General features: G+C 46.3%; 16 protein-coding genes and 18 tRNA genes. 16 read left to right on the top strand and 18 right to left on the bottom strand.

Going from position 1 to position 21122, the window contains the following annotated elements; genetic code table 11:
• The first annotated feature begins 36 nt into the window (after positions 1-36).
• Positions 37-753: an RluA family pseudouridine synthase gene (locus tag MJO46_RS19285; RefSeq protein WP_367880940.1), complete on the top strand. Its 717-nt coding sequence runs from the start codon at positions 37-39 to the stop codon at positions 751-753.
• Positions 754-809: 56 nt separating this feature from the next.
• On the opposite strand, the gene MJO46_RS19280 is transcribed toward MJO46_RS19285, so the two are convergent.
• Entirely contained in the window at positions 810-1244 is a 435-nt protein-coding gene (locus tag MJO46_RS19280) for a hypothetical protein (protein ID WP_253990701.1), read from the bottom strand.
• 315 nt (positions 1245-1559) lie between these two features.
• On the opposite strand from MJO46_RS19280, the gene MJO46_RS19275 reads away from it, so the two are divergent.
• The gene (locus MJO46_RS19275) at positions 1560-2939 is read left to right on the top strand and encodes a Gfo/Idh/MocA family oxidoreductase (RefSeq protein ID WP_253990700.1); all 1380 of its coding nucleotides are present in this window, start codon (positions 1560-1562) and stop codon (positions 2937-2939) included.
• A 50-nt stretch (positions 2940-2989) separates the two neighbouring features.
• On the opposite strand, the gene MJO46_RS19270 is transcribed toward MJO46_RS19275, so the two are convergent.
• The 7 genes from MJO46_RS19270 to MJO46_RS19240 all read right to left on the bottom strand — a co-directional run bounded on the left by MJO46_RS19270 (position 2990) and on the right by MJO46_RS19240 (position 10183).
• Entirely contained in the window at positions 2990-3520 is a 531-nt protein-coding gene (locus tag MJO46_RS19270; protein ID WP_253990699.1) for a CIA30 family protein, read from the bottom strand.
• Between the two features lie 77 nt (positions 3521-3597).
• Positions 3598-4824 carry a serine/threonine transporter SstT gene (sstT, locus tag MJO46_RS19265; protein ID WP_253990698.1) on the bottom strand — a complete coding sequence of 409 codons (1227 nt, stop codon included), beginning with the start codon at positions 4822-4824 and terminating at the stop codon, positions 3598-3600.
• A gap of 161 nt (positions 4825-4985) precedes the next feature.
• Positions 4986-5885, bottom strand: a complete 900-nt coding sequence (locus MJO46_RS19260; protein ID WP_253990697.1) for a chemotaxis protein CheV — start codon at positions 5883-5885, stop codon at positions 4986-4988.
• 165 nt (positions 5886-6050) lie between these two features.
• The gene (locus MJO46_RS19255) at positions 6051-6521 is read right to left on the bottom strand and encodes a dual specificity protein phosphatase family protein (protein ID WP_253990696.1); all 471 of its coding nucleotides are present in this window, start codon (positions 6519-6521) and stop codon (positions 6051-6053) included.
• A gap of 66 nt (positions 6522-6587) precedes the next feature.
• Positions 6588-7871 carry a DEAD/DEAH box helicase gene (locus MJO46_RS19250; RefSeq protein WP_253990695.1) on the bottom strand — a complete coding sequence of 428 codons (1284 nt, stop codon included), beginning with the start codon at positions 7869-7871 and terminating at the stop codon, positions 6588-6590.
• A 37-nt stretch (positions 7872-7908) separates the two neighbouring features.
• Positions 7909-8475 carry a methylated-DNA--[protein]-cysteine S-methyltransferase gene (locus MJO46_RS19245; protein WP_253990694.1) on the bottom strand — a complete coding sequence of 189 codons (567 nt, stop codon included), beginning with the start codon at positions 8473-8475 and terminating at the stop codon, positions 7909-7911.
• Positions 8476-8506: 31 nt separating this feature from the next.
• Positions 8507-10183, bottom strand: a complete 1677-nt coding sequence (locus MJO46_RS19240; protein ID WP_253990693.1) for a DNA-3-methyladenine glycosylase 2 family protein — start codon at positions 10181-10183, stop codon at positions 8507-8509.
• Positions 10184-10354: 171 nt separating this feature from the next.
• On the opposite strand from MJO46_RS19240, the gene MJO46_RS19235 reads away from it, so the two are divergent.
• Entirely contained in the window at positions 10355-12184 is a 1830-nt protein-coding gene (locus MJO46_RS19235; RefSeq protein WP_253990692.1) for an ABC transporter ATP-binding protein, read from the top strand.
• Positions 12185-12671: 487 nt separating this feature from the next.
• Here the strand turns inward: MJO46_RS19235 and MJO46_RS19230 are convergent.
• The 10 genes from MJO46_RS19230 to gltX all read right to left on the bottom strand — a co-directional run bounded on the left by MJO46_RS19230 (position 12672) and on the right by gltX (position 15739).
• Positions 12672-12747, bottom strand: a tRNA-Glu gene (locus tag MJO46_RS19230).
• Positions 12748-12845: 98 nt separating this feature from the next.
• Positions 12846-12921: transfer RNA gene (locus tag MJO46_RS19225), tRNA-Glu, on the bottom strand.
• Positions 12922-12999: 78 nt separating this feature from the next.
• A tRNA-Glu gene (locus MJO46_RS19220) sits at positions 13000-13075 on the bottom strand.
• Between the two features lie 177 nt (positions 13076-13252).
• Positions 13253-13328: transfer RNA gene (locus tag MJO46_RS19215), tRNA-Glu, on the bottom strand.
• A gap of 98 nt (positions 13329-13426) precedes the next feature.
• A tRNA-Glu gene (locus MJO46_RS19210) sits at positions 13427-13502 on the bottom strand.
• A gap of 176 nt (positions 13503-13678) precedes the next feature.
• Positions 13679-13754: transfer RNA gene (locus tag MJO46_RS19205), tRNA-Glu, on the bottom strand.
• A gap of 59 nt (positions 13755-13813) precedes the next feature.
• Positions 13814-13889 (bottom strand) — tRNA-Ala (locus MJO46_RS19200).
• 108 nt (positions 13890-13997) lie between these two features.
• Positions 13998-14073 (bottom strand) — tRNA-Glu (locus MJO46_RS19195).
• 61 nt (positions 14074-14134) lie between these two features.
• A tRNA-Ala gene (locus tag MJO46_RS19190) sits at positions 14135-14210 on the bottom strand.
• Between the two features lie 104 nt (positions 14211-14314).
• Positions 14315-15739 (bottom strand): glutamate--tRNA ligase, encoded by a 1425-nt coding sequence (gene gltX, locus MJO46_RS19185; RefSeq protein ID WP_253990691.1) that lies wholly within the window; start codon positions 15737-15739, stop codon positions 14315-14317.
• Positions 15740-16175: 436 nt separating this feature from the next.
• Here gltX and MJO46_RS19180 point away from each other — a divergent pair.
• From MJO46_RS19180 to MJO46_RS19120, 13 genes are all read left to right on the top strand, one after another.
• Positions 16176-16251 (top strand) — tRNA-Val (locus tag MJO46_RS19180).
• 48 nt (positions 16252-16299) lie between these two features.
• Positions 16300-16375 (top strand) — tRNA-Val (locus tag MJO46_RS19175).
• Between the two features lie 31 nt (positions 16376-16406).
• A tRNA-Val gene (locus MJO46_RS19170) sits at positions 16407-16482 on the top strand.
• Between the two features lie 47 nt (positions 16483-16529).
• Positions 16530-16605: transfer RNA gene (locus MJO46_RS19165), tRNA-Val, on the top strand.
• A gap of 26 nt (positions 16606-16631) precedes the next feature.
• Positions 16632-16707: transfer RNA gene (locus tag MJO46_RS19160), tRNA-Val, on the top strand.
• A 26-nt stretch (positions 16708-16733) separates the two neighbouring features.
• Positions 16734-16809: transfer RNA gene (locus tag MJO46_RS19155), tRNA-Val, on the top strand.
• 26 nt (positions 16810-16835) lie between these two features.
• Positions 16836-16911 (top strand) — tRNA-Val (locus MJO46_RS19150).
• Positions 16912-16937: 26 nt separating this feature from the next.
• Positions 16938-17013 (top strand) — tRNA-Val (locus tag MJO46_RS19145).
• A 26-nt stretch (positions 17014-17039) separates the two neighbouring features.
• A tRNA-Val gene (locus MJO46_RS19140) sits at positions 17040-17115 on the top strand.
• Between the two features lie 169 nt (positions 17116-17284).
• Positions 17285-17515: a hypothetical protein gene (locus MJO46_RS19135; protein ID WP_198783566.1), complete on the top strand. Its 231-nt coding sequence runs from the start codon at positions 17285-17287 to the stop codon at positions 17513-17515.
• 437 nt (positions 17516-17952) lie between these two features.
• Positions 17953-18975: a TRAP transporter substrate-binding protein gene (locus tag MJO46_RS19130; RefSeq protein WP_253990690.1), complete on the top strand. Its 1023-nt coding sequence runs from the start codon at positions 17953-17955 to the stop codon at positions 18973-18975.
• Between the two features lie 61 nt (positions 18976-19036).
• A complete protein-coding gene (locus MJO46_RS19125; protein WP_253990689.1) occupies positions 19037-19693 on the top strand; it encodes a TRAP transporter small permease in 657 nt (218 codons plus the stop codon).
• The gene (locus tag MJO46_RS19120; protein WP_253990688.1) at positions 19693-21090 is read left to right on the top strand and encodes a TRAP transporter large permease; all 1398 of its coding nucleotides are present in this window, start codon (positions 19693-19695) and stop codon (positions 21088-21090) included. The genes MJO46_RS19125 and MJO46_RS19120 overlap by 1 nt, the downstream gene beginning before the upstream one ends.
• Positions 21091-21122: the final 32 nt, after the last annotated feature.

The following is a 21122-nucleotide window of genomic DNA, read 5'->3' as shown; positions in this document are numbered from 1 at the left end:
ACCGCCGCAGTATCACTAGAGAGAATCTACTGCTTAGTGACTGATATTTTGCTAGTATTGGCGCGCAAAGAAGAGGACAAGATGCAGATATTTGATTACCAGCCCCCAGCAGTGCCTTGGCTAGACATCCGCTATAAAGATAGAGACTTGATAATCATCAATAAACCCTCAGGTTTATTGTCTAATCCGGGGATAGCGGCCCACACCTTCGATTGTGCGCTAACCCGCTTACAAAGCCTTTATCCTGAAACGATTCTAGTACACCGGCTCGACTGCGCAACCTCGGGTATTATGGTGTTCGCCCGCAATAAAAAAGCCGAATCCCATTTAAAGACTCAGTTCCAAGACAGACAGAGTCAGAAAATCTATATTGCCGAAGTAATGGGACACGTGCAGCAGCAACAGGGAGTGATCGATCTGCCCATTGCGCCGGACACTGAGCATCCGCCCTATCAGAAAGTGCTGCAGACGGGAGAAACGGGCGGCAAGAGCGCCCTCACCCATTACCGAGTATTAGAGCACAGAGAAAACAGCACCTTAGTCGAGCTTTCGCCGGAAACAGGCCGCACCCATCAGTTACGTGTGCATATGCTTGCCCTTGGGCATCCTATTTTAGGGGATGAGTTTTACGGCAATACGGAGGTTATCAGCGCTAGGCCGCGGTTATGCCTACACGCCCAAAGTTTATGTTTTAGCCATCCCTACTCTGGCAAGGCCATGTGTTTTTACAGCAAACCCCCTTTTAGTGAATAAGCCATAGTACAAACCTAAGGGGCCTAGTTAATACGGCCCCTTAGCAAGCAGCGGCTTTAAGCAACGCGCTGATTAAAATCGATATCAGCCATTAATTTATCGACTTGGAAGTAACAGCCCTGTTCATTGCAAAATTGTAGCTGCAACGAAGGTGTCACCAGAAAGTATTCGCCAAAGAAATTGCCGCCCACATCTTCGACTTTGCGACCTTCGGGCAGATCAGTCATACGGACTTCATCTAAACTATGGCAACCATCGCTAAACCAGGTTTCTAAGAAATACTTTTCGTCTTCTTTATATAAAGTGATCTTATCCCCTAATAGAGGACGCTCATCTAACCAACGACCTATAATTTCACGATTTTGCATATCTGTCTCCCGCCAATGAAGGCGACGGCGTTTTTCAATCCCAGACATCCTGATATCCTTATGCAATACCCAATCACCTAAAGTGAATGTCAGTTGTGGTAGTACATTAAGCATAGAACCCATTTAACGCTTTACTCCCCAGAGCAGCAAATTCCCTCCAATCAACCTCAAATGTAATTTTTTAGTTAATTAAAATTTGCTAAATATTTAAAATATAAAAGATAAATCCCCTAGACCAATTAATCGGCAGTGTAGCTCAATCGGAAAATAAAAACGCGATCTTTATCACTATTTACTTATCGCTAAAGTAAAGGCAGCTAAAAGACTTATCCGCTCGGATGAATGAGCTTGTTACATCTTTTCTTGCCAATTCCCACCCTATTTCTGATATAACCAATCAATATCCCTACAAATAACAAAAAATAAAGCAGGAAGCCTATGCATAATATTCACCGTCGCAATTTCCTTAAAGCCGCGGGTGCCGTCACCGCAGGGCTCGTCACCGCCAATATTGCCCTCAATACCAACGCCAGTAGTGTTGCCCCTAAACCTCAAGCGGGTAAATCGGTTATCGGTCTCATAGCGCCCAAGATGGAGGTGGTACGAGTTGGCTTTATCGGGGTCGGCGAGCGGGGCTTTAGCCATGTCGAACAGTTTTGCCATTTAGAGGGCGTGGAACTCAAAGCGATTTGCGATACTCACCAAGCGGTTATTGATAGAGCTGTAGATCATATCGTTAAACAAAATCGCCCAAAACCCGCTGTTTATACGGGTAATGGCCTGAGCTATCGCGAGCTGTTAAGCCGTGATGATATTGATATTGTGATTATTTCTACCCCCTGGGAATGGCATGCGCCTATGGCGATAGAGACGATGGAGAGCGGTAAACACGCCTTTGTTGAAGTACCGCTGGCGCTCACGGTTGAGGAATGCTGGCAAATTGTCGATACCGCCGAACGCACCCAGAAAAACTGCATGATGATGGAGAACGTCAACTACGGCCGCGAAGAACTCATGGTGCTCAACATGGTGCGCCAAGGCGTGTTTGGTGAATTGCTCCACGGCGAAGCCGCCTATATCCACGAACTGCGCTGGCAAATGAAGGAAATCGACCATAAAACCGGCTCATGGCGGACCTACTGGCATACTAAACGCAACGGTAATTTATATCCCACCCACGGTTTAGGGCCTGTGTCCCAGTATATGAATATCAACCGCGGCGACAGATTCGATTATTTAACCTCGATGAGTTCCCCTGCCCTTGGCCGTGCACTCTATGCTAAAAGTGAATTCCCCGCCGATCATGAACGTAATCAGCTCAAATATATTAATGGCGATATGAGCACTAGCCTAATTAAAACCGTTAAGGGTCGGACCATCATGGTGCAACATGACACTACGACTCCAAGACCTTACAGTCGCCACAATTTAATCCAAGGCACCAATGGCGTGTTTGCAGGTTTCCCGAATCGAATTGCCGTCGAACATGGCGGTTTTGGTAAGAGTTACCACGAGTGGGATATGGATATGCAAAAGTGGTATGACAAATACGATCACCCACTATGGCAGCGCATAGGGAAAGAAGCAGAAATCAACGGCGGCCACGGCGGCATGGACTTTGTGATGCTATGGCGGATGATTTATTGCCTGCGCAACGGCGAAGCGTTAGATCAGGATGTGTACGATGGCGCATCTTGGTCCGTGGTGAATATCCTAAGCGAGCAATCACTGAATAACCGCAGTAACTCAGTCAACTTCCCTGACTTTACCCGCGGTGCTTGGCAATATGCCACTCCCTTAGGCATAGTCGGCGCATAGTCAGCACTCAGTCCTGATACCACAAATTCCACAAAGGGATAAGTAGCTACTTATCCCTCATAACAGCCTATCGATTCAATTTTTAAAGCAAAATCACCGCTTTGCTGTGCCCCGATGACTAACCCTAAACTCGATAGCCTCGTCAAATCGATTGCCACACGGGCAATGGGTTTGCCTCGGCATTGGGGCAAAAAGTCACTGAAGGGAATTTCAATACGCTGCCAGTGCAACGCACTTGTGCCATTAATCCCAAAAGCTTGGTGACTCGGTGCTTGCATAGGAGCCTGATAAACTGTGCTCTGTGGAGTATCCACATCCTTTAAGTTCACTTTATAGTTTTTAGTTCGGTCACCATCGAGTTCAAGGTAAATCCCGGTGAACGCGCTCACATCCACAGCGTTAAACTCAGCGCGCACCGAGGCAAACCCACCGCCATTCGCCAAGGACACATGGCCACTAAAAACACCATAACCTAAGGGGGAAATGGTGAGCTTACTGCGGGATAAACCGCCCATCACAGTGTCGTTGACACCATACCAAGGCTTTGCCGCATCTAACGCTTTAAAATCAAAAAGGATCATAATTACTCCCATAAAAAAGCAGCCACCTAAGTGACTGCTTCTATGATGCTTTCTGTTTACACTAACAACAGCACACTTTATCCAAGTTTAGCTTTGTTTTCAGCAGCTTCACAAGCGGCAGCCGTAAAAATCACATCGGTAGAGCTGTTCAATGCCGTTTCGGCGGCATCTTGGACAACACCAATAATAAAGCCCACCGCGACCACTTGCATGGCAACATCGTTAGAAATGCCAAACAAGCTACAGGCCAGAGGAATAAGCAGTAACGACCCACCCGCAACGCCGGACGCACCACAGGCTGAAATAGCGGCTACCACGCTTAATAGTAATGCCGTCAGCAAGTCGACTTGAATACCTAAGGTATGAGCTGCCGCAAGGGTCAATACGGTAATAGTGATCGCCGCGCCAGCCATATTGATGGTGGCACCTAAGGGGATGGAGACTGAGTAGGTGTCTTCATGCAGATTTAACTTCTCACACAGCGCCATATTCACCGGGATATTGGCCGCACTCGAACGGGTAAAAAAGGCCGTTACTCCGCTTTCTCGCAGACAACGTAGTACTAATGGATAAGGGTTACGTTTAATTTTGACATACACAATCAGTGGATTAACTATGAAAGCTATAATCGCCATAGCGCCCAATAATACCGCCAGTAGCTGCGCATAACCCGCAATAGCAGCAAAACCGGTTTCGGCAAATGTTGCCGCAACTAAACCAAAAATACCGATTGGTGCTAAACGGATGATAAAGCGCACCATTTGTGAAATACCATGGCTCATATCGGCAAATACTTGCTTGGTCGAATCATTCGCATGGTGCAGTGCCAGACCTAAACCCACGCCCCAAGCCAAAATACCAATATAGTTGCCCGTCATTAACGCATTCACAGGATTATCCACCAGCTTAAAAAGCAAGGTATTGATCACCTCACCAATTCCCTGTGGTGGACTGGTGCCTTCAACTCCGGCCACTAAGACTAAATTGGTGGGGAAAATGCTACTAAGAATAACGGCGATGAGTGCGGCGGCAAAAGTCCCAAATAAATAGAGCACGACGATGGGACGCATATTGGTTTGCGTATTTTTCTTTTGATTGGCAATGGAGGATGCCACTAGGATGAACACGAGAATAGGTGCTATCGCCTTTAACGCACCCACAAATAAACTGCCTAAAAATGCAACTTGCTTAGCCCAGTCCTGTGAAAAGCTGGCTAAGATAATACCTGCCACTATCCCCACGAGAATTTGCAACACTAAACTGCCATTAGCCAACTTAGCTAGAAATGATGATTCTTGTTTCATTACTTAACCTATCGTTATTATATTTCGGTCGAGTGTTCCCAACCCACGCCTTCGGATCTGAGGCCAATAAGGTTTTTATAGGATGTGGTTGAACTTGTCTAGTTTTGCAGGAAAATAAGCAAACTTTATCCCCTTATCCAACAAAAAACAGACAAAATAATCTACTTAGGCTTTTTTGCCGCCAGATCGGCACCACGCAACATGGCATCGATAAGCTCATGGGCATCAAACTTAGTCAGCGCTTCATTAGCACCCACTTGATGGGCCTGGCTGACGCTGATCTCACTGGAAAGAGAGGTATGCAGGATAATATAAGCATTCGCCGTTTGCGGATTATCGCGCACCTCAAATGCCAACTCATAACCATCGAGTCCAGGCATTTCGATGTCACTCACTAAAATATCAATGGGATGATGTTCGGCCGCAGCCTGCTCCATCATGGCCAGAGCCTCTTTACCATCGGAGGTGACAAAGTAAGGAATATTAATGGTGTCTAAAGCGTCGGATAACTGCTTACGGGCAACCTTAGAATCATCCACCAGCAGAATATTCATCGGTTTTAATTTTTCACGTTGCACATCGGTCAGGATCGCGCGATTGGCCTGTGGATTATCGGGGAAGATTTTCGATAGCAATAACTCCACGTCGAGTAGTTGCACCAACTGATCCTCAAAACGTGTCACCCCGGTTAAGAAGGCATTTTTGCCTAAATTCGCAGAAGGTGCCTCAATATCACGCCAGTTACACTCAATGATCTTATCTATACCACGCACGAGAAAGCCGATAATCATGCGCTGGCAATCGGTAATGATGATATAGCAATGCTTACGCTCTTCATCCGTTATCGGACGATAGCCAATGGCCGCCGCCATATCGATAACCGGAATGGTATGGCCACGGATCGTCGCCGCCCCAAGAATGGTCGGATGGGATTGGGGGATTTTACTCAGCGGTGTATAGGGCACTAATTCACGCACCTTAAGCGTGCCTAAGGCGAAGACCTGTGTCTGCGATAACCGAAATAATAATAGTCCCTGCGACTGACTGGCTTTACTCTTCATAATTAAATAGATAACTCACTAAAACCAACCTACGGATAGCATAACCTTAACACAGTAAAAATTTGATGACTAAGGTCAAACGAATCAAACTATTAATATTTGAATTATTTAATAGTTTGAATTATTGCATATTAATAGCTTTGTCTATGGCGAGTATGCCGCGCCTCAATCTTGTAATGCGTACAACACATCGAAGGCAAATTGATCCCAACCTTCAGCCGTAAAAGCGATATCGCGGATGCTGCGTACTTGGCTCACCGCATGCAGTGGCGCGGCGCCATTCGCCATCAGGTAATAAGCCATAATGAGTCCAGTGCGATCCTTACCCGAGCGGCAATGGATAACGACCGGAATATTCTCTTCCTCACACTGGCGAATAAAACTCAATGCCTTAGGAAGTTGAGCGACACAGATAGTCACATCGCCCTCCTGTGGCGGTACATTTCGGGAGAAAGGGATACATTCATACCTTAGGCCATGGTGCTTAAACGTACCGGGCTCACACCCTTCCCCACCATTAACCGACAGTACCGCACCAATACCTGCCGACTTCAACTCGGCCAAATCCCAAGGATCTTTATTTGGGCCGCTGCGGCCAGCGATCTTACCTTCAATTAACCAAAATAAATGCTGCATATTGCTTCCACCAGTAAGATGACTAGGGGCATAAGGATAAGCTAAGCATAGCTCGCGCCCAACGACTTAAGATTTTTTGCCCCAAAATTCAACATTGGCAGTCGGTAACTGTTTACGTTTTTTTTTACCAGTACCTTCGGGCTTAGCGACAGGTGTGCCTTGCTCTAACAATGCTGCAGGCATCTCATCATCGGCTTCAAAACCGGCTATCTGCTCACGGGCTAACTTGAGCTTGTTCTTTTTCTCTATCACGCCAAAATGGTGATAATCCTCATGGGAAATCAAGGTTACCGCCAAACCCGCTTCACCAGCACGTCCGCTGCGGCCGATACGATGCATATAGTCAGCAGGACTCCTTGGCAGATCGAAGTTAATCACGACAGGGAGTTTATCTATATCAATCCCGCGCGCTGCGATATCGGTCGCAATTAACACGCTGATCTCACCGTTTTTAAAACCATCGAGCACACGAGTACGCGCACCTTGGGCTTTATCACCATGGAACACCTCGGCACTAATCCCCCGTTTAGACAGCTTTTGTGCGAGGTGATTACAGGTATTTTTAGCGCTGACAAAAATTAGCGCCTGTGACCATTGGTGCTGTTTAATCAAATGTGCCAACAGTGCCGTTTTTTGTTCACGGTTGACTGTGATAACGCGCTGTTCAATGGTGCTTTCTTGCTCGCTTTGCAATTGGTATTCAAGCGGATCGTTAAGCAGTTTTGCTGTTAACTCACGCACTTCTTCGGGGAATGTCGCCGAGAAAAGCAAGGTTTGTTTCTTAGGCGGTAAAGCGTCGAGCACTTGGGTTAATTCTTCAGTAAAACCAAGGCTTAACATGCGGTCAGCTTCGTCGAGCACTAGGGCACTCACCCGGCTTAACTTGATTGCATTGCTCGATAGCAGATCTAACAATCGGCCCGGTGTCGCCACTAATACGTCAGCCCCCGAACGTAAACTTTGCATCTGCGCATTAACAGAGACGCCACCAAAAGCGGCAACTATCTTAAGTTGGCCATTTAAATGGGAGGCATAGGATAAAAAACTGTCGGCAACCTGCTGGGCAAGTTCCCGCGTGGGCACCAGCACTAAACAACGGACGTAAGACCCAGATTTATCCAGTGTTTTAGCTTCAACCAATTGCTGTAGCAGAGGTACGGCAAAGGCCGCCGTTTTACCCGATCCCGTATTCGCGCCCGCTAAGATATCGCGCCCCGCCAGCACGGCAGGAATGGTTGCCATTTGAACTGGCGTTGGGGAAACATAAGCTAACTCAGTGAGTCGATTATGGAGCGGTGCAATAATACCGAGTTGGGCAAAGCTTGCCACAGGGGAAGAAGCTTGGGTCATAAAAAAGGTAATAGCTCATCAATAACAAATATGGCGGCTATTCTAGCGTAAAACTCGCGCGCTTGCTCGCCGATTCCAGCATTAACAACTGTTGTTTCATCTCCAGCCCATAGGCATAGCCGGTTAACTTGCCATTTTTCCCTATCACCCTATGGCATGGCACGATAATGGCGATGGGATTTGCCCCATTCGCCGCGCCGACGGCACGCACGGCCTTTGGCCTGCCAATCTGCTCGGCAATGTCGGAATAACTGCAACTCTGACCATAATTAACATCCAGCAACGCTTGCCAAACCTGGCGCTGAAAATCCGTCCCCTTAGGGGCAAGGGCTAATTCAAACCCAAGGCGCTTACCCGCAAAATATTGTTCAAGCTGCTCCACAGCTTCGTTAATATGGGCTTTAGCTCGATTGAGCTCATCAGCAGTGCTCTTGGCTAAAGGAATGTCGGTTCGGGACGAACCAACAAGTGTTAAATGACTGATCCCATAGGGATTGGCATTAAGCTGTAAAACGCCGACTGGCGTCACTAATTGCTGTGCTACGCAGGGGAAATATGCAGCCCTGCTCGGGGCGACATTTAATTGATGTGTTAAATAAGACATAGATAACCTCTTAATGTTAAACGGTATTGGGTCACGATTGATGCCATAACTGGAAGGTTAAATAACTGCCCCAGGGGGCAATATCTCGCCCTAACTGCTGACATAATTGAGGATAATCAAGGGTTTTTAAAGCATTTTTCCCTAAAGCATTAAGCCTCTCTTTGCTATAGAGGCCTAAATAGTGCGCCAATAACCGCTTTTTAACGATAAGATCCGAATGCAAAAAGATATTGGGATCGCCTAGACCTCGAAGTTTAGCGTAGGCAATTGTCCAGGGACCAATACCTTTAACACTTAACCAATCGTCGATGCTTGCATCGGCGTTATCACAAATAAAAGCCGCTAATGCAGTTAATGCCAGTTTACGCGCCCCCGGCATTTTGAGTTCACTCAAGCTCGCCCCACGGATCGTTTCAGGCGTTGGAAACAATCGATATTCACGGCCATTTAACTCAAAACGCTCTCCATAGGCTTCAACCAATTGATTAAGTAGCTTAGTCGCCTGAACCACTGTCACTTGCTGGCCTAAAATTGCCCGGCAAACCGCCTCAAATAAGGACCCTGCCCCCGGAATACGCAGTCCGCTAAACGGTACTAAATTAAGCTGAGGCAGGGCCTGTAAATTCTGCTCAATCAACTGCATATCAGCGTCGAGATCGAGTATGCGCCGCACTTCAATAATGAGTTTTTGTAACATCTCTAAGGGGGAATCTGCGGTCAACATCACGGTCAGCTTGAATCTGTGTAATGACGGTTCGTGGGCAATTTGCACGACAGCGCGCATTTTCCCAATGGCAATACAGCGACCATATTCAAGGGAAGTTTCCTCACCCTCGCAGGCAGCATCTGACGCTAACCCAGTGCCATCATTTAACTTGTCCAGAGGTGTAAACCATTCCATTCCAGCCACGGCGCGCAGCTTGAAAAAAGCCAGTTGCGCCGACCAATCGAGGGGCGGGCGATAATATTGGTACAAAGTGAGCCCATGGGAGGGCTCTGTTGCACTTAAGCTGTTATTTTTATTAGTAATTTCAATATCATTCATTTTAGAGACTTTTTTCAGTGATGCTTTTCTTAACTGAGTAGGTGTCAGTTGCAACCTTTGTTGAAACGCCTCATTAAAGCGGCGAATACTGTTAAATCCCGCCGCAAGCGCCACCTGAGTGATAGGTAATTGGGTTTGATGCAAGAGTTGTTTGGCAAACAACAACTGGCGATACAGCGCGTATTGTTTAGGTGAAGTGCCAAAACCTTCGCTGAAAAGCTTATTGAGGTAACGACTACTGATCCCCAATTTGTCGGCAAGCTCATCGACCGTTAATGCTTGCTCACCGCAGAGCAGACCGGCATCGATCAACCCTAGCGCCCGATCGAGCGTTGTGCCTGTCCCCTTCCATGGATTGGAACCTGGCGCACTGTCGGGCCGACAACGTAAACAGGGGCGTAATCCCGCCTGCGCCGCGTTAACCTGGGACTCAAAATAGCGCACATTTTCTTCCTTTGGTGCTACGGCCGGACACACATTTCTACAATAAATTCCCGTGGTTAACACACCCACAAAAAATTTTCCGTCAAAACGAGGGTCACGACTCAGCCGTGCCTCACGACAAATGGCAGACGAGAGTCCACTGTGAATAGGTGCCGAATGCGCCTTTAACTGCACATCGCCACTATCCGCATTGCACTCTAGCTGATCTGTTATCTTCATTCCCAGTATGCTCGACAATATTCGCTCACAATTAATCGCTTGTCGGATACTTTACGTAAATCTACCCTATTGGACTAGCGGAAAACGGAACTGAATCATTAAGGCACGTACGATCGATATCCTATATGCTAGGCACGTCTACTTTTTTATCCTAAATCATAGAGCCAATTCATGTTTAAACGATTCGAATCTTGGGTTGAAGCCCTACCCGATGTTGAGCCCACTAAACCCCCAACGGGCATTTATGCTTTTTGTCGCCATTACACTAAAGGCTACGAGCTGCCATTGATCTTAATGTCAGTGCTTACTGCACTACTGGCCATGCTTGAGGTCTCGCTGTTTGGCTTTATGGGTCAACTAGTTGATTGGTTAGTGAATAAAAATCCCCAAACCCTATTCCAAGATGAAGGCACAACCCTGCTATTGATGGGCGTTATGGTGATGATAGTTATGCCATTGTTGGTATTACTCCACGCACTCATCATGCACCAAACCTTGCTTGGCAATTATCCCATGTCCATTCGTTGGCTTGCCCATCGTTATTTACTTAAGCAGAGCGTGTCTTTCTATCAGAATGATTTCGCGGGCCGAATTGCCACTAAAGTGATGCAAACGTCTTTGGCCGTGCGTGAAACTGTGATGAAACTGCTCGATGTATTGGTGTACATTTTAGTGTATTTCACGTCTATGTTAGTGATGATTGCCAGCGCGGATGTGCGTTTAGTGCTGCCAATGTTAGCCTGGTTAGCGCTCTACATTGGCCTGCAATGGTATTTTGTCCCTAGATTGAAAACGGTTTCCACTGAACAAGCGGATGCACGCTCAACCATGACGGGGCGTATTGTCGATAGCTATACCAATATCACTACTGTGAAACTCTTTGCCCATACAGATAAAGAAGCCGACTATGCAAAGGAAAGCATGTATAGCTTTTTAGATACGGTTTATCGCCAAATGCGCTTAGTGACGGGAATAAGTGTTAGCGTGCAAGTGATCAACTACCTGCTGGCATTCAGTATTGCAGCGGTTTCAATTGCCCTATGGGTTGATAGCGCCATTACAGTTGGAGCCATCGCCATTGCCGTGAGTTTAGCGCTACGCTTAAACGGTATGTCACAGTGGATCATGTGGGAAATCAGTTCGTTATTTGAAAATATCGGCACTGTTACCGATGGGATGAATACCCTATCGAAAACGACGATTATTCAAGACGCTCCCGATGCCAAAGAGCTCACTGTCACCCAAGGTAAAATTGATTTTAACCAAGTGGACTTCCATTACGGTGAACAAACAGGGGTAATTGATCAGCTTAATCTGACGATTAAAGCCGGAGAGAAAGTGGGACTCGTAGGTCGCTCTGGTGCAGGAAAATCGACCCTAGTTAACCTATTAATGCGTTTTTATGATGTTGAAAATGGTCAAATTAGTATTGATGATCAAGACATAAAAACGGTTAAGCAAGATTCTCTGCGCTCACAAATCGGCATGGTGACCCAAGACACTTCACTCTTGCACCGCACCATCCGTGAAAATATTCTCTATGGCAACCCTAATGCCACCGATGAACAGCTAAATTGTGCAATTAAACAGGCCCAGGCCCATGATTTTATTAATGAACTCACCGATCCCAACGGTAATCATGGCTTAGATGCACAGGTCGGTGAACGCGGAGTAAAACTCTCCGGTGGGCAAAGGCAACGTATTGCGATCGCGCGGGTGTTGTTAAAAAATGCGCCGATTTTATTGCTTGATGAAGCAACTTCTGCACTAGATTCTGAAGTCGAAGCCGCCATTCAAGAAAGTTTGTATGAGTTAATGCAAGGCAAAACCGTTATAGCTATAGCCCATCGACTTTCGACCATTGCCGCCATGGATAGACTGATAGTGCTGGATCAGGGTCGTATCGTTGAGCAAGGCACCCATCAAGAGCTGATTGCCGCAGGCGGTATCTATGCGCAGCTATGGGCTCACCAAACTGGTGGTTTCTTAGGGGTGGAATAGTGTTGAGTTTTACTTAGCACTTTGATTTTAAAGGCGACATTGAGTCGCCTTTTATTTACCTATGACCCGTCCTAAAAAGCGTTGACACTTTTCAAACTCATTTTGGAGAGTGTAATGACTTCAACCATTAAACGAACTCAGAGTGATTATCCCCTCTCTTTTAAATTGTCGGTTGCCAACCAAGTCGAAAGGCGAGCTAACCTATGAGCAGGCATAAGACAAGTACGGTATCCAATATGACTCCAGCAAGTTAATACACCCAATAAAAGCTGAGAAAGTCGATCATAAGGGCAAGTAGAATGAGCAACGAGTAGTGGCTTGTGGCTTGTGGCTTGTGGCTTGTGGCTTGTGGCTTGTGGCTTGTGGCTTGTGGCTTGTGGCTTGTGGCTTGTGGCTTGTGCAAATATAAGGAATTTTAGAGACAAAAAAACCACCTTTAGGTGGTTTATTGTGTTCAACTAACGCTAGCGATTAACCTTAGTTGAGGTGGTATCCCCTAGGGGATTCGAACCCCTGTTACCGCCGTGAAAGGGCGGTGTCCTAGGCCTCTAGACGAAGGGGACACAAGGACTGATGTTTAACCTCATCACGGAGGTATTACTTTTACCCCACAAATAACTCGTTAGCTATTTGTGAAGCACTCTATCTTTTAGGGATAGAGTGGTATCCCCTAGGGGATTCGAACCCCTGTTACCGCCGTGAAAGGGCGGTGTCCTAGGCCTCTAGACGAAGGGGACACAAGGACTGATGTTTAATCTCATCACTGAGGTCTTGCTATTTACCTCAAATAACTCGTTAGTCATTTGGGATGAAAGTGGTATCCCCTAGGGGATTCGAACCCCTGTTACCGCCGTGAAAGGGCGGTGTCCTAGGCCTCTAGACGAAGGGGACACAAGGACATATTAATTTGAACTTTTCTTTAATATCAAAAAATTCCCGTTTAACATCTACGGTGTCCTAGGCGCACTCTTCTAAGGAACGAAGGGAGACACAAGGACTTATGTTTTTCCTCATAACTGAGGTCTTGCTTTTTATCTCAAACAACTCGTTAGTCATTTGGGATGAAAGTGGTATCCCCTAGGGGATTCGAACCCCTGTTACCGCCGTGAAAGGGCGGTGTCCTAGGCCTCTAGACGAAGGGGACACAAGGACTGATATTTAACCTCATCACCGAGGTATTACTTTTACCCCACAAATAACTCGTTAGCTATTTGTGAAGCACTCTATCTTTTAGGGATAGAGTGGTATCCCCTAGGGGATTCGAACCCCTGTTACCGCCGTGAAAGGGCGGTGTCCTAGGCCTCTAGACGAAGGGGACACAAGGACATATTAATTTGAACTTTTCTTTAATATCAAAAAATTCCCGCTTAACATCTACGGTGTCCTAGGCACACTCTTCTAAGAAACGAAGGGGACACAAGGACTTATGTTTTTCCTCATAACTGAGGTCTTGCTATTTATCTCAAACAACTCGTTAGTTATTTGGGATGAAAGTGGTATCCCCTAGGGGATTCGAACCCCTGTTACCGCCGTGAAAGGGCGGTGTCCTAGGCCTCTAGACGAAGGGGACACAAGGACATATTAATTTGAACCTCTTTTAAAAGAAGCTCTCGCTTAATATGGCGAATTTGGTGGAGCTAGACGGGATCGAACCGTCGACCTCTTGCATGCCATGCAAGCGCTCTCCCAGCTGAGCTATAGCCCCAAAACCTTTCGATGTGACTGATATTCAGTCTATCGGATAATTTTAGATTTGTTCTTACCAAACAACCCGTTAGTTATTTGCTAGAAACCCTATGTTCTAAAACATAAGTGGTATCCCCTAGGGGATTCGAACCCCTGTTACCGCCGTGAAAGGGCGGTGTCCTAGGCCTCTAGACGAAGGGGACACAAGGACATATTAATTTGAACCTCTTTTAAAGGAATTCCCGCTTAATATGGCGGTAAGTTTGGTGGAGCTAGACGGGATCGAACCGTCGACCTCTTGCATGCCATGCAAGCGCTCTCCCAGCTGAGCTATAGCCCCAAACTTATCAAACTACATTTAAGTGCACTGCAAGCATTTGCTCGCCTGTGTCTCAACTGCGTGGCGCATTCTATGCAGCACACCTAAAAGTGTCAACTCGTTTTTTAGGAATTTATTCTATCTGCTACAAATTCAATCGCTTTGGATATTCTTTGCTCAGAACGGCTTCTTCCAATTAAAAATAACGTAATATCAAGGCCCGGTGACTGCCCTGCTCCAGTGACAGCAACGCGTAATGGCATACCCACTTTGCCCATACCGACTTCTAATTCAGTCGCAGTATCTTCAATCGCCTGATGAATCGCCTCAGCAGTCCACTCAGGTAATGCGGCTAACTTTTGCTGTACTAATTGTAATGGCTCAAGTGCTACACCACGTAAATGCTTTTTCGCCTGCTCAGCATCGAACTCTGCGAAGTCTTCATAAAAATAGCGACTAGAGGCGGCCAACTCTTTTAAGGTCTTAGCGCGTTCAGCTAATGCAGTGACAACGGCAGATAAGGCAGGACCATTTGAAGTATCAATCTTTTGGTCGTCCATATGCCACTGTAAGTGAGAAGCTACATAGTCAGGATCGAGCGTCTTAATATAGTGTTGGTTCAACCAAACTAATTTTTCAGTATTAAAAGCAGAAGGCGCCTTGTTAATATCGTCTAACTTAAAGTATTGCTTCATTTCCTCGAGAGAGAAAACTTCTTGATCGCCGTGTGACCAGCCTAAACGCACTAAATAGTTGAGCAGTGCTTCGGGTAGATAGCCATCATCACGGTATTGCATGACGCTCACCGCACCATGACGCTTAGATAACTTAGCGCCGTCATCACCCAAAATCATCGATACATGGGCATATTCAGGAATAGGTGCACCAAGCGCTTTAAGGATGTTGATTTGGCGCGGGGTGTTATTAATATGATCTTCCCCACGTACCACACAAGTGATCCCCATATCCCAATCGTCTACGACGACACAGAAGTTATAGGTCGGCACGCCATCGGTACGGGCGATGATCAGGTCATCTAATGCATCGTTTGAGAATTCAATGCGGCCACGGACATGGTCATCAAATACCACTGAACCGCCGATAGGGTTTTTAAAACGCACCACAAATGGCTCGTCACTCTCACCCGCTGACAGAACACGCGCTGGCAAATCACGGCAGCAGCCATCGTATTTTTGCGCTTCACCATTTGCTGCTTGTGACTCTCTTAAGGCATCGATGCGTTCGCGCGAGCAATAACATTTATATGCCGTGCCCTGCTCTAACATTTGCGCGATGATTTCGTTATAACGATCAAAACGCTTAGTTTGATAGTACGGGCCCTCGTCCCAAGTCAAACCTAACCAATTCATGCCTTCTAAAATGGCATCGCAAGCTGCTTGAGTCGAACGTTCAATATCCGTATCTTCGATACGTAATACAAACTCACCATTATTGGCGCGGGCTTGTAACCAAGAATAAAGTGCAGTACGGGCACCGCCCACGTGCAAAAAGCCTGTTGGGCTAGGGGCAAAACGCGTCTTAGTTGTCATAATGGGACACTAACCTATATAAAGTCGTCTAGATAAAGACAATCACAGTAAAAAGTGCGCTTATTCTAACAGTCAAAGTCTGCGCTGCAAATGGGCCATACAGGCCAGCAGCATATATCTCATAAAATCCCCCTACCAAGTCACGCCTCCTTTATATAAGCAACCTTTATATAGGCCATCATCCTATTCACTGAAAATCAGTCCAAAAGTCTGGGCAATACAATACTAATCAATCACCAATTCACTTATTAAGCTGGCGACCCAACAAGTAACGGAAAGCTATTCAATATCTTAACGGCTTAATAAAGTAACACTTTGATTGATGGCGTGATTAACAATAAGCCAATGCGAACAAAAATAGCGCGACCAATGCTTTTTTCATTAAAAAGCGTTGACACTAGATCGAACCTCCCTATAATACGGCTCCACACAGCGAGGTCGATTAGCTCAGCTGGGAGAGCACCTCCCTTACAAGGAGGGGGTCACTGGTTCGAGCCCAGTATCGACCACCATAGCTTTATTAAATAATAATGTTATGGTTTACAAGCCGTTATATCCCAGGTCGCTTAGCTCAGCTGGGAGAGCACCTCCCTTACAAGGAGGGGGTCACTGGTTCGAGCCCAGTAGCGACCACCATATAACGCTTTAACTGTATAAGTCATTCCCAGGTCGCTTAGCTCAGCTGGGAGAGCACCTCCCTTACAAGGAGGGGGTCACTGGTTCGACCCCAGTAGCGACCACCATTCATCATATGAATAATGACTTAGCCTTGTGTATGTAAGAATTCCCAGGTCGCTTAGCTCAGCTGGGAGAGCACCTCCCTTACAAGGAGGGGGTCACTGGTTCGAGCCCAGTAGCGACCACCATATTCTGCAATACTCAATTTATCCCAGGTCGCTTAGCTCAGCTGGGAGAGCACCTCCCTTACAAGGAGGGGGTCACTGGTTCGAGCCCAGTAGCGACCACCATATTCTGCAATACTCAATTTATCCCAGGTCGCTTAGCTCAGCTGGGAGAGCACCTCCCTTACAAGGAGGGGGTCACTGGTTCGAGCCCAGTAGCGACCACCATATTCTGCAATACTCAATTTATCCCAGGTCGCTTAGCTCAGCTGGGAGAGCACCTCCCTTACAAGGAGGGGGTCACTGGTTCGAGCCCAGTAGCGACCACCATATTCTGCAATACTCAATTTATCCCAGGTCGCTTAGCTCAGCTGGGAGAGCACCTCCCTTACAAGGAGGGGGTCACTGGTTCGAGCCCAGTAGCGACCACCATATTCTGCAATACTCAATTTATCCCAGGTCGCTTAGCTCAGCTGGGAGAGCACCTCCCTTACAAGGAGGGGGTCACTGGTTCGAGCCCAGTAGCGACCACCATACTTTTTCCCCCATAAACTTTACCCTCAGCCCGACTCAACTATGCTTGATCTAGATCAGCGCGTATTTAATTGGTTATTTCACGTTTAATACTCCCGTTAAATACCAAATACGATTGCAACCCTTGCCTGATCACACTCTGCCTTTGGCATACTTGGAGATCAACACTATGGCCAGTGTCAGCCAATCCGCCTCCTTAACCCATATTGCGGCTTACCTAAAACACACCCACGCCTGCGATGAGCAAACCGCCCTAAAGGAAGCGCGGGAAGTCATGCAGAATCTGGTGAGCATGCGCCAAAAAGGCTATATCACAGGTTGGTATTTCGATGAACGCGGCCACTTAGAACTGCTTCCGAGCGATGCAATTCTTAAACGCATAGGCGCTGACGACGACTGATTTTTCAACGCTCTATAACTCAGAGCTAGATATTATTTCCTTCAATACGGCTTTCTCCTCGCTTAAACCAGGGCATCAACCTTTTAAACTCAGTCATTTTTTAAACTCATTTTGATCTAAAAATAACTAATTACGCTTACTTAATCAGCAATGACAGAATACTCATCAGCAAAGCTGAAATAACCATTTGGGTGGATTTCCACCCAAAGCCAAAATAATCGTGAGCGAGATCTCACCCATTAAACTAAAAGTGTGACAAACATCAAATCAACTACACTTTAGTAACCAAACACTTACAGAAAGCTGCGTAAGTTGGCGTGGTATTTGCCTTTAGTAAGACAGACCTCAGGGAAATCAAGGCTGTATTCCTACTCACACTTGGTAACAAACTAACCAAGACTGGGGACAAATCCTAACAACAGAAAAAGGAACTCAAAATGACATTAAATCAACAGATTGGAATCACCCGCCCATTGAAAACCGTTGCAAAAATGCTCGCCCTCGCCTCGGTGTTCGCAACTAGCTTTAACCTGTTCGCCGCCCCAGTTGAAATCAAATTTTCCCACGTTGTTGCGGAAAATACCCCAAAGGGCCAAATGGCACTTAAATTTAAAGAACTAGTCGAGCAACGCTTACCGGGTGAATACACTGTCAGCGTATTCCCTAACTCACAGTTATTTGGGGATAACAATGAGTTAGCAGCACTTTTGTTAAACGATGTGCAATTTGTGGCCCCTTCACTCTCTAAATTTGAGCGTTACACTAAACGTCTACAAGTATTTGATTTACCATTTTTATTTAATGATATGGACGCTGTAAACCGTTTCCAACAAGGTGAAGCAGGCCAAACGCTGCTGAACTCTATGAGCCGCAAGGGAATTGTCGGTTTAGGCTATCTGCACAATGGTATGAAACAATTCTCTGCCAATACCCCGCTGAAGCAACCTACCGATGCTAAGGGTCTTAAGTTCCGTGTTATGGCCTCTGACGTTTTAGCGGCTCAGTTTGATGCCGTCGGTGCCATCCCAGTGAAAAAACCTTTCTCTGAAGTGTTCACCCTGCTACAAACCCGCGCCATCGATGGTCAAGAAAATACTTGGTCTAACACTTACTCACAAAAATTCTATGAAGTTCAAAGCCATATTACTGAAAGTAACCATGGTGTCTTAGATTACATGGTCGTGACTTCTGATGCGTTCTGGAAAGGCTTACCCGCTGACAAACGTAAGATCATCAAAGAAGCATTAGATGAATCCATTGCCTTGGGTAATAAAATCGCGGCCGAGAAAGACAACGAAGATAAGAAGTTAATCCTTGATTCTAAACGCTCTGCCCTAGTGACTTTAACACCTGCTGAACGCCAACAATGGGTCGATGTAATGAAGCCAGTTTGGGCTAAGTTTGAAGATCAAGTCGGTAAAGATGTGATTGAAGCCGCTGTTGCAGCAAATAAACAATAATGACAATAAGCCGCTTAACTCTATTCCGGGGTTAAGCGGTATTTGAGCGAGGGGTACAGCTGTGATATCGCGAATTTTTGGTTACTTTGAAGAAGGTGTGCTCAATCTATTGATCACCTTAATGACACTACTCGTTTTTACCGAGGTCGTAGCCCGATTTTTCTTCAATTCCGGTTTTTTATGGATCCAAGAACTCACATTAACCCTCTGTGGTTGGTTTGTGTTATTTGGCATGTCCTATGGCGTAAAAGTCGGTGCGCACATTGGTGTAGATGCCTTTGTGAAAAACCTGCCACCTAAGGCTAAGAAGATCACATCCTTAATTACAGCCTTAATTTGCTTAACCTACTGTGGACTCTTTCTAAAAGGTAGTTGGTCTTACCTATCGCAAATGTACCAAGTCGGTGTGCCAATGGAAGATATCCACTTCCCGAGTATCCTGCTAAGCAATTTAGACCCTGACTTTGCATGGAATACCCTGAAAATCGATGTTGAAGATGGTGCAGTGCCCATATGGTTATCTCAAAGTATTCTGCTGATTGGCTTTAGTATGCTCACCTGGCGTTTTCTGGAGCTCTTTATTGCCATTTTACGCAACCAAGTTTCTGGCCTCCAATTTGCCGATGAAGCGAAGGAAAGTATGCATTTAATTGATGAAAGTGCTCAACAGGCACATACCGCTCTGACATCGGATACTGATAACAAGGAGGCTAAATAATGGCTATTGCAACTCTATTTACCGCCCTGCTCGTCTGTATGTTTTTAGGCATGCCAATCGCAATTGCGTTGGGTTTTTCTAGCATGCTGACGATTTTATTTTTCTCCAATGACTCTCTAGCCTCAATTGCACTAAAACTCTATGAGTCTTCATCTGAGCATTATACGTTGTTGGCTATTCCTTTCTTTATTCTGTCTTCAGCCTTCCTCTCCACCGGCGGTGTTGCTAGACGGATTATCGATTTTGCGATGGACAGTATTGGCCATATTCGTGGTGGTTTAGCCATGGCATCCGTGATGGCCTGTATGCTATTTGCCGCAGTTTCAGGTTCATCCCCTGCGACCGTTGCGGCGATTGGCTCTATCGTTATCGTGGGAATGGTGAAAGCGGGTTACCCCGAAAAATTCGCTGCAGGCGTGATTACCACTTCGGGTACGCTGGGCATTTTGATCCCACCTTCAATTGTAATGCTGGTTTATGCGGCGGCAACGGAAGTGTCAGCGGCCAGAATATTTATGGCAGGCTTAATTCCAGGTTTACTGCTGGGATTTTTAATCATGATAGTGATCTACATTGTCGCAAGAATTAAAAATCTGCCTTCTCGCCCCTTCCCTGGCTTTAAAAAATTGGGGATTTCCAGTGCAAAAGCAATTGGCGGTTTAGCACTAATTTTCATTGTATTAGGGTCAATCTACGGTGGTGTAGCCAGCCCGACCGAAGCCTCCGCTGTGGCTTGTATATATGCGTACTTTATTGCGGTATTTGGCTACCGTGATATTGGTCCATTGAAAAATGTCCCATGGCGCAACCCGAATGAAGCCATTTCAAGCGCTATCGCTCGTAACTTAGGCCATATGGTGCTTGGGCTGATTAAAACACCTATCGATAAAGAGATCCGCCATGTAGTGCATGATGGTGCCAAAGTTAGCATTATGCTGCTGTTTATCATCGCTAACGCTATGCTGTTTGCCCATGTGTTAACCACAGAGCGCATTCCACACATTATTGCCGAATATATAGTAAGTATGGGCTTACCCGCTTGGGGCTTCCTGATCATCGTTAACTTACTGCTACTGGCTGCGGGTAACTTTATGGAGCCTTCGGCCATTGTGCTGATTATGGCGCCAATCCTTTTCCCTATAGCAACTCAATTGGGGATTGATCCTATCCATTTAGGCATCATCATGGTGGTGAATATGGAGATTGGGATGCTAACACCGCCGGTGGGACTCAACCTCTTTGTGACGACGGGGATCACAGGCCGCAGTATTGGTTGGGTTATTCAATCCGTGATCCCATGGTTGGCCGTGATGTTGGCTTTCCTCATCCTTATCACCTATGTACCACAAATATCACTATTTTTACCCGAACTGCTCGATAAGCTGAGCGGATATTAATCTCAAGGGATAAAGATTATCCCTTGATTCTA

It is taken from the genome of Shewanella sp. KJ2020, from assembly GCF_024197625.1.
In the GTDB taxonomy this organism is placed as follows: domain Bacteria; phylum Pseudomonadota; class Gammaproteobacteria; order Enterobacterales; family Shewanellaceae; genus Shewanella.
This window is presented reverse-complemented; position numbering and strand designations above follow the sequence as displayed.

Coding starts and splice junctions, on each gene's coding strand:
- MJO46_RS19280 (WP_253990701.1), bottom strand. CDS start 1,244: ATGGGTTCTATGCTTAATGTACTACCACAACTGACATTCACTTTAGGT.
- MJO46_RS19275 (WP_253990700.1), top strand. CDS start 1,560: ATGCATAATATTCACCGTCGCAATTTCCTTAAAGCCGCGGGTGCCGTC.
- MJO46_RS19270 (WP_253990699.1), bottom strand. CDS start 3,520: ATGATCCTTTTTGATTTTAAAGCGTTAGATGCGGCAAAGCCTTGGTAT.
- sstT (WP_253990698.1), bottom strand. CDS start 4,824: ATGAAACAAGAATCATCATTTCTAGCTAAGTTGGCTAATGGCAGTTTA.
- MJO46_RS19260 (WP_253990697.1), bottom strand. CDS start 5,885: ATGAAGAGTAAAGCCAGTCAGTCGCAGGGACTATTATTATTTCGGTTA.
- MJO46_RS19255 (WP_253990696.1), bottom strand. CDS start 6,521: ATGCAGCATTTATTTTGGTTAATTGAAGGTAAGATCGCTGGCCGCAGC.
- MJO46_RS19250 (WP_253990695.1), bottom strand. CDS start 7,871: ATGACCCAAGCTTCTTCCCCTGTGGCAAGCTTTGCCCAACTCGGTATT.
- MJO46_RS19245 (WP_253990694.1), bottom strand. CDS start 8,475: ATGTCTTATTTAACACATCAATTAAATGTCGCCCCGAGCAGGGCTGCA.
- MJO46_RS19240 (WP_253990693.1), bottom strand. CDS start 10,183: ATGAAGATAACAGATCAGCTAGAGTGCAATGCGGATAGTGGCGATGTG.
- MJO46_RS19235 (WP_253990692.1), top strand. CDS start 10,355: ATGTTTAAACGATTCGAATCTTGGGTTGAAGCCCTACCCGATGTTGAG.
- gltX (WP_253990691.1), bottom strand. CDS start 15,739: ATGACAACTAAGACGCGTTTTGCCCCTAGCCCAACAGGCTTTTTGCAC.
- MJO46_RS19135 (WP_198783566.1), top strand. CDS start 17,285: ATGGCCAGTGTCAGCCAATCCGCCTCCTTAACCCATATTGCGGCTTAC.
- MJO46_RS19130 (WP_253990690.1), top strand. CDS start 17,953: ATGACATTAAATCAACAGATTGGAATCACCCGCCCATTGAAAACCGTT.
- MJO46_RS19120 (WP_253990688.1), top strand. CDS start 19,693: ATGGCTATTGCAACTCTATTTACCGCCCTGCTCGTCTGTATGTTTTTA.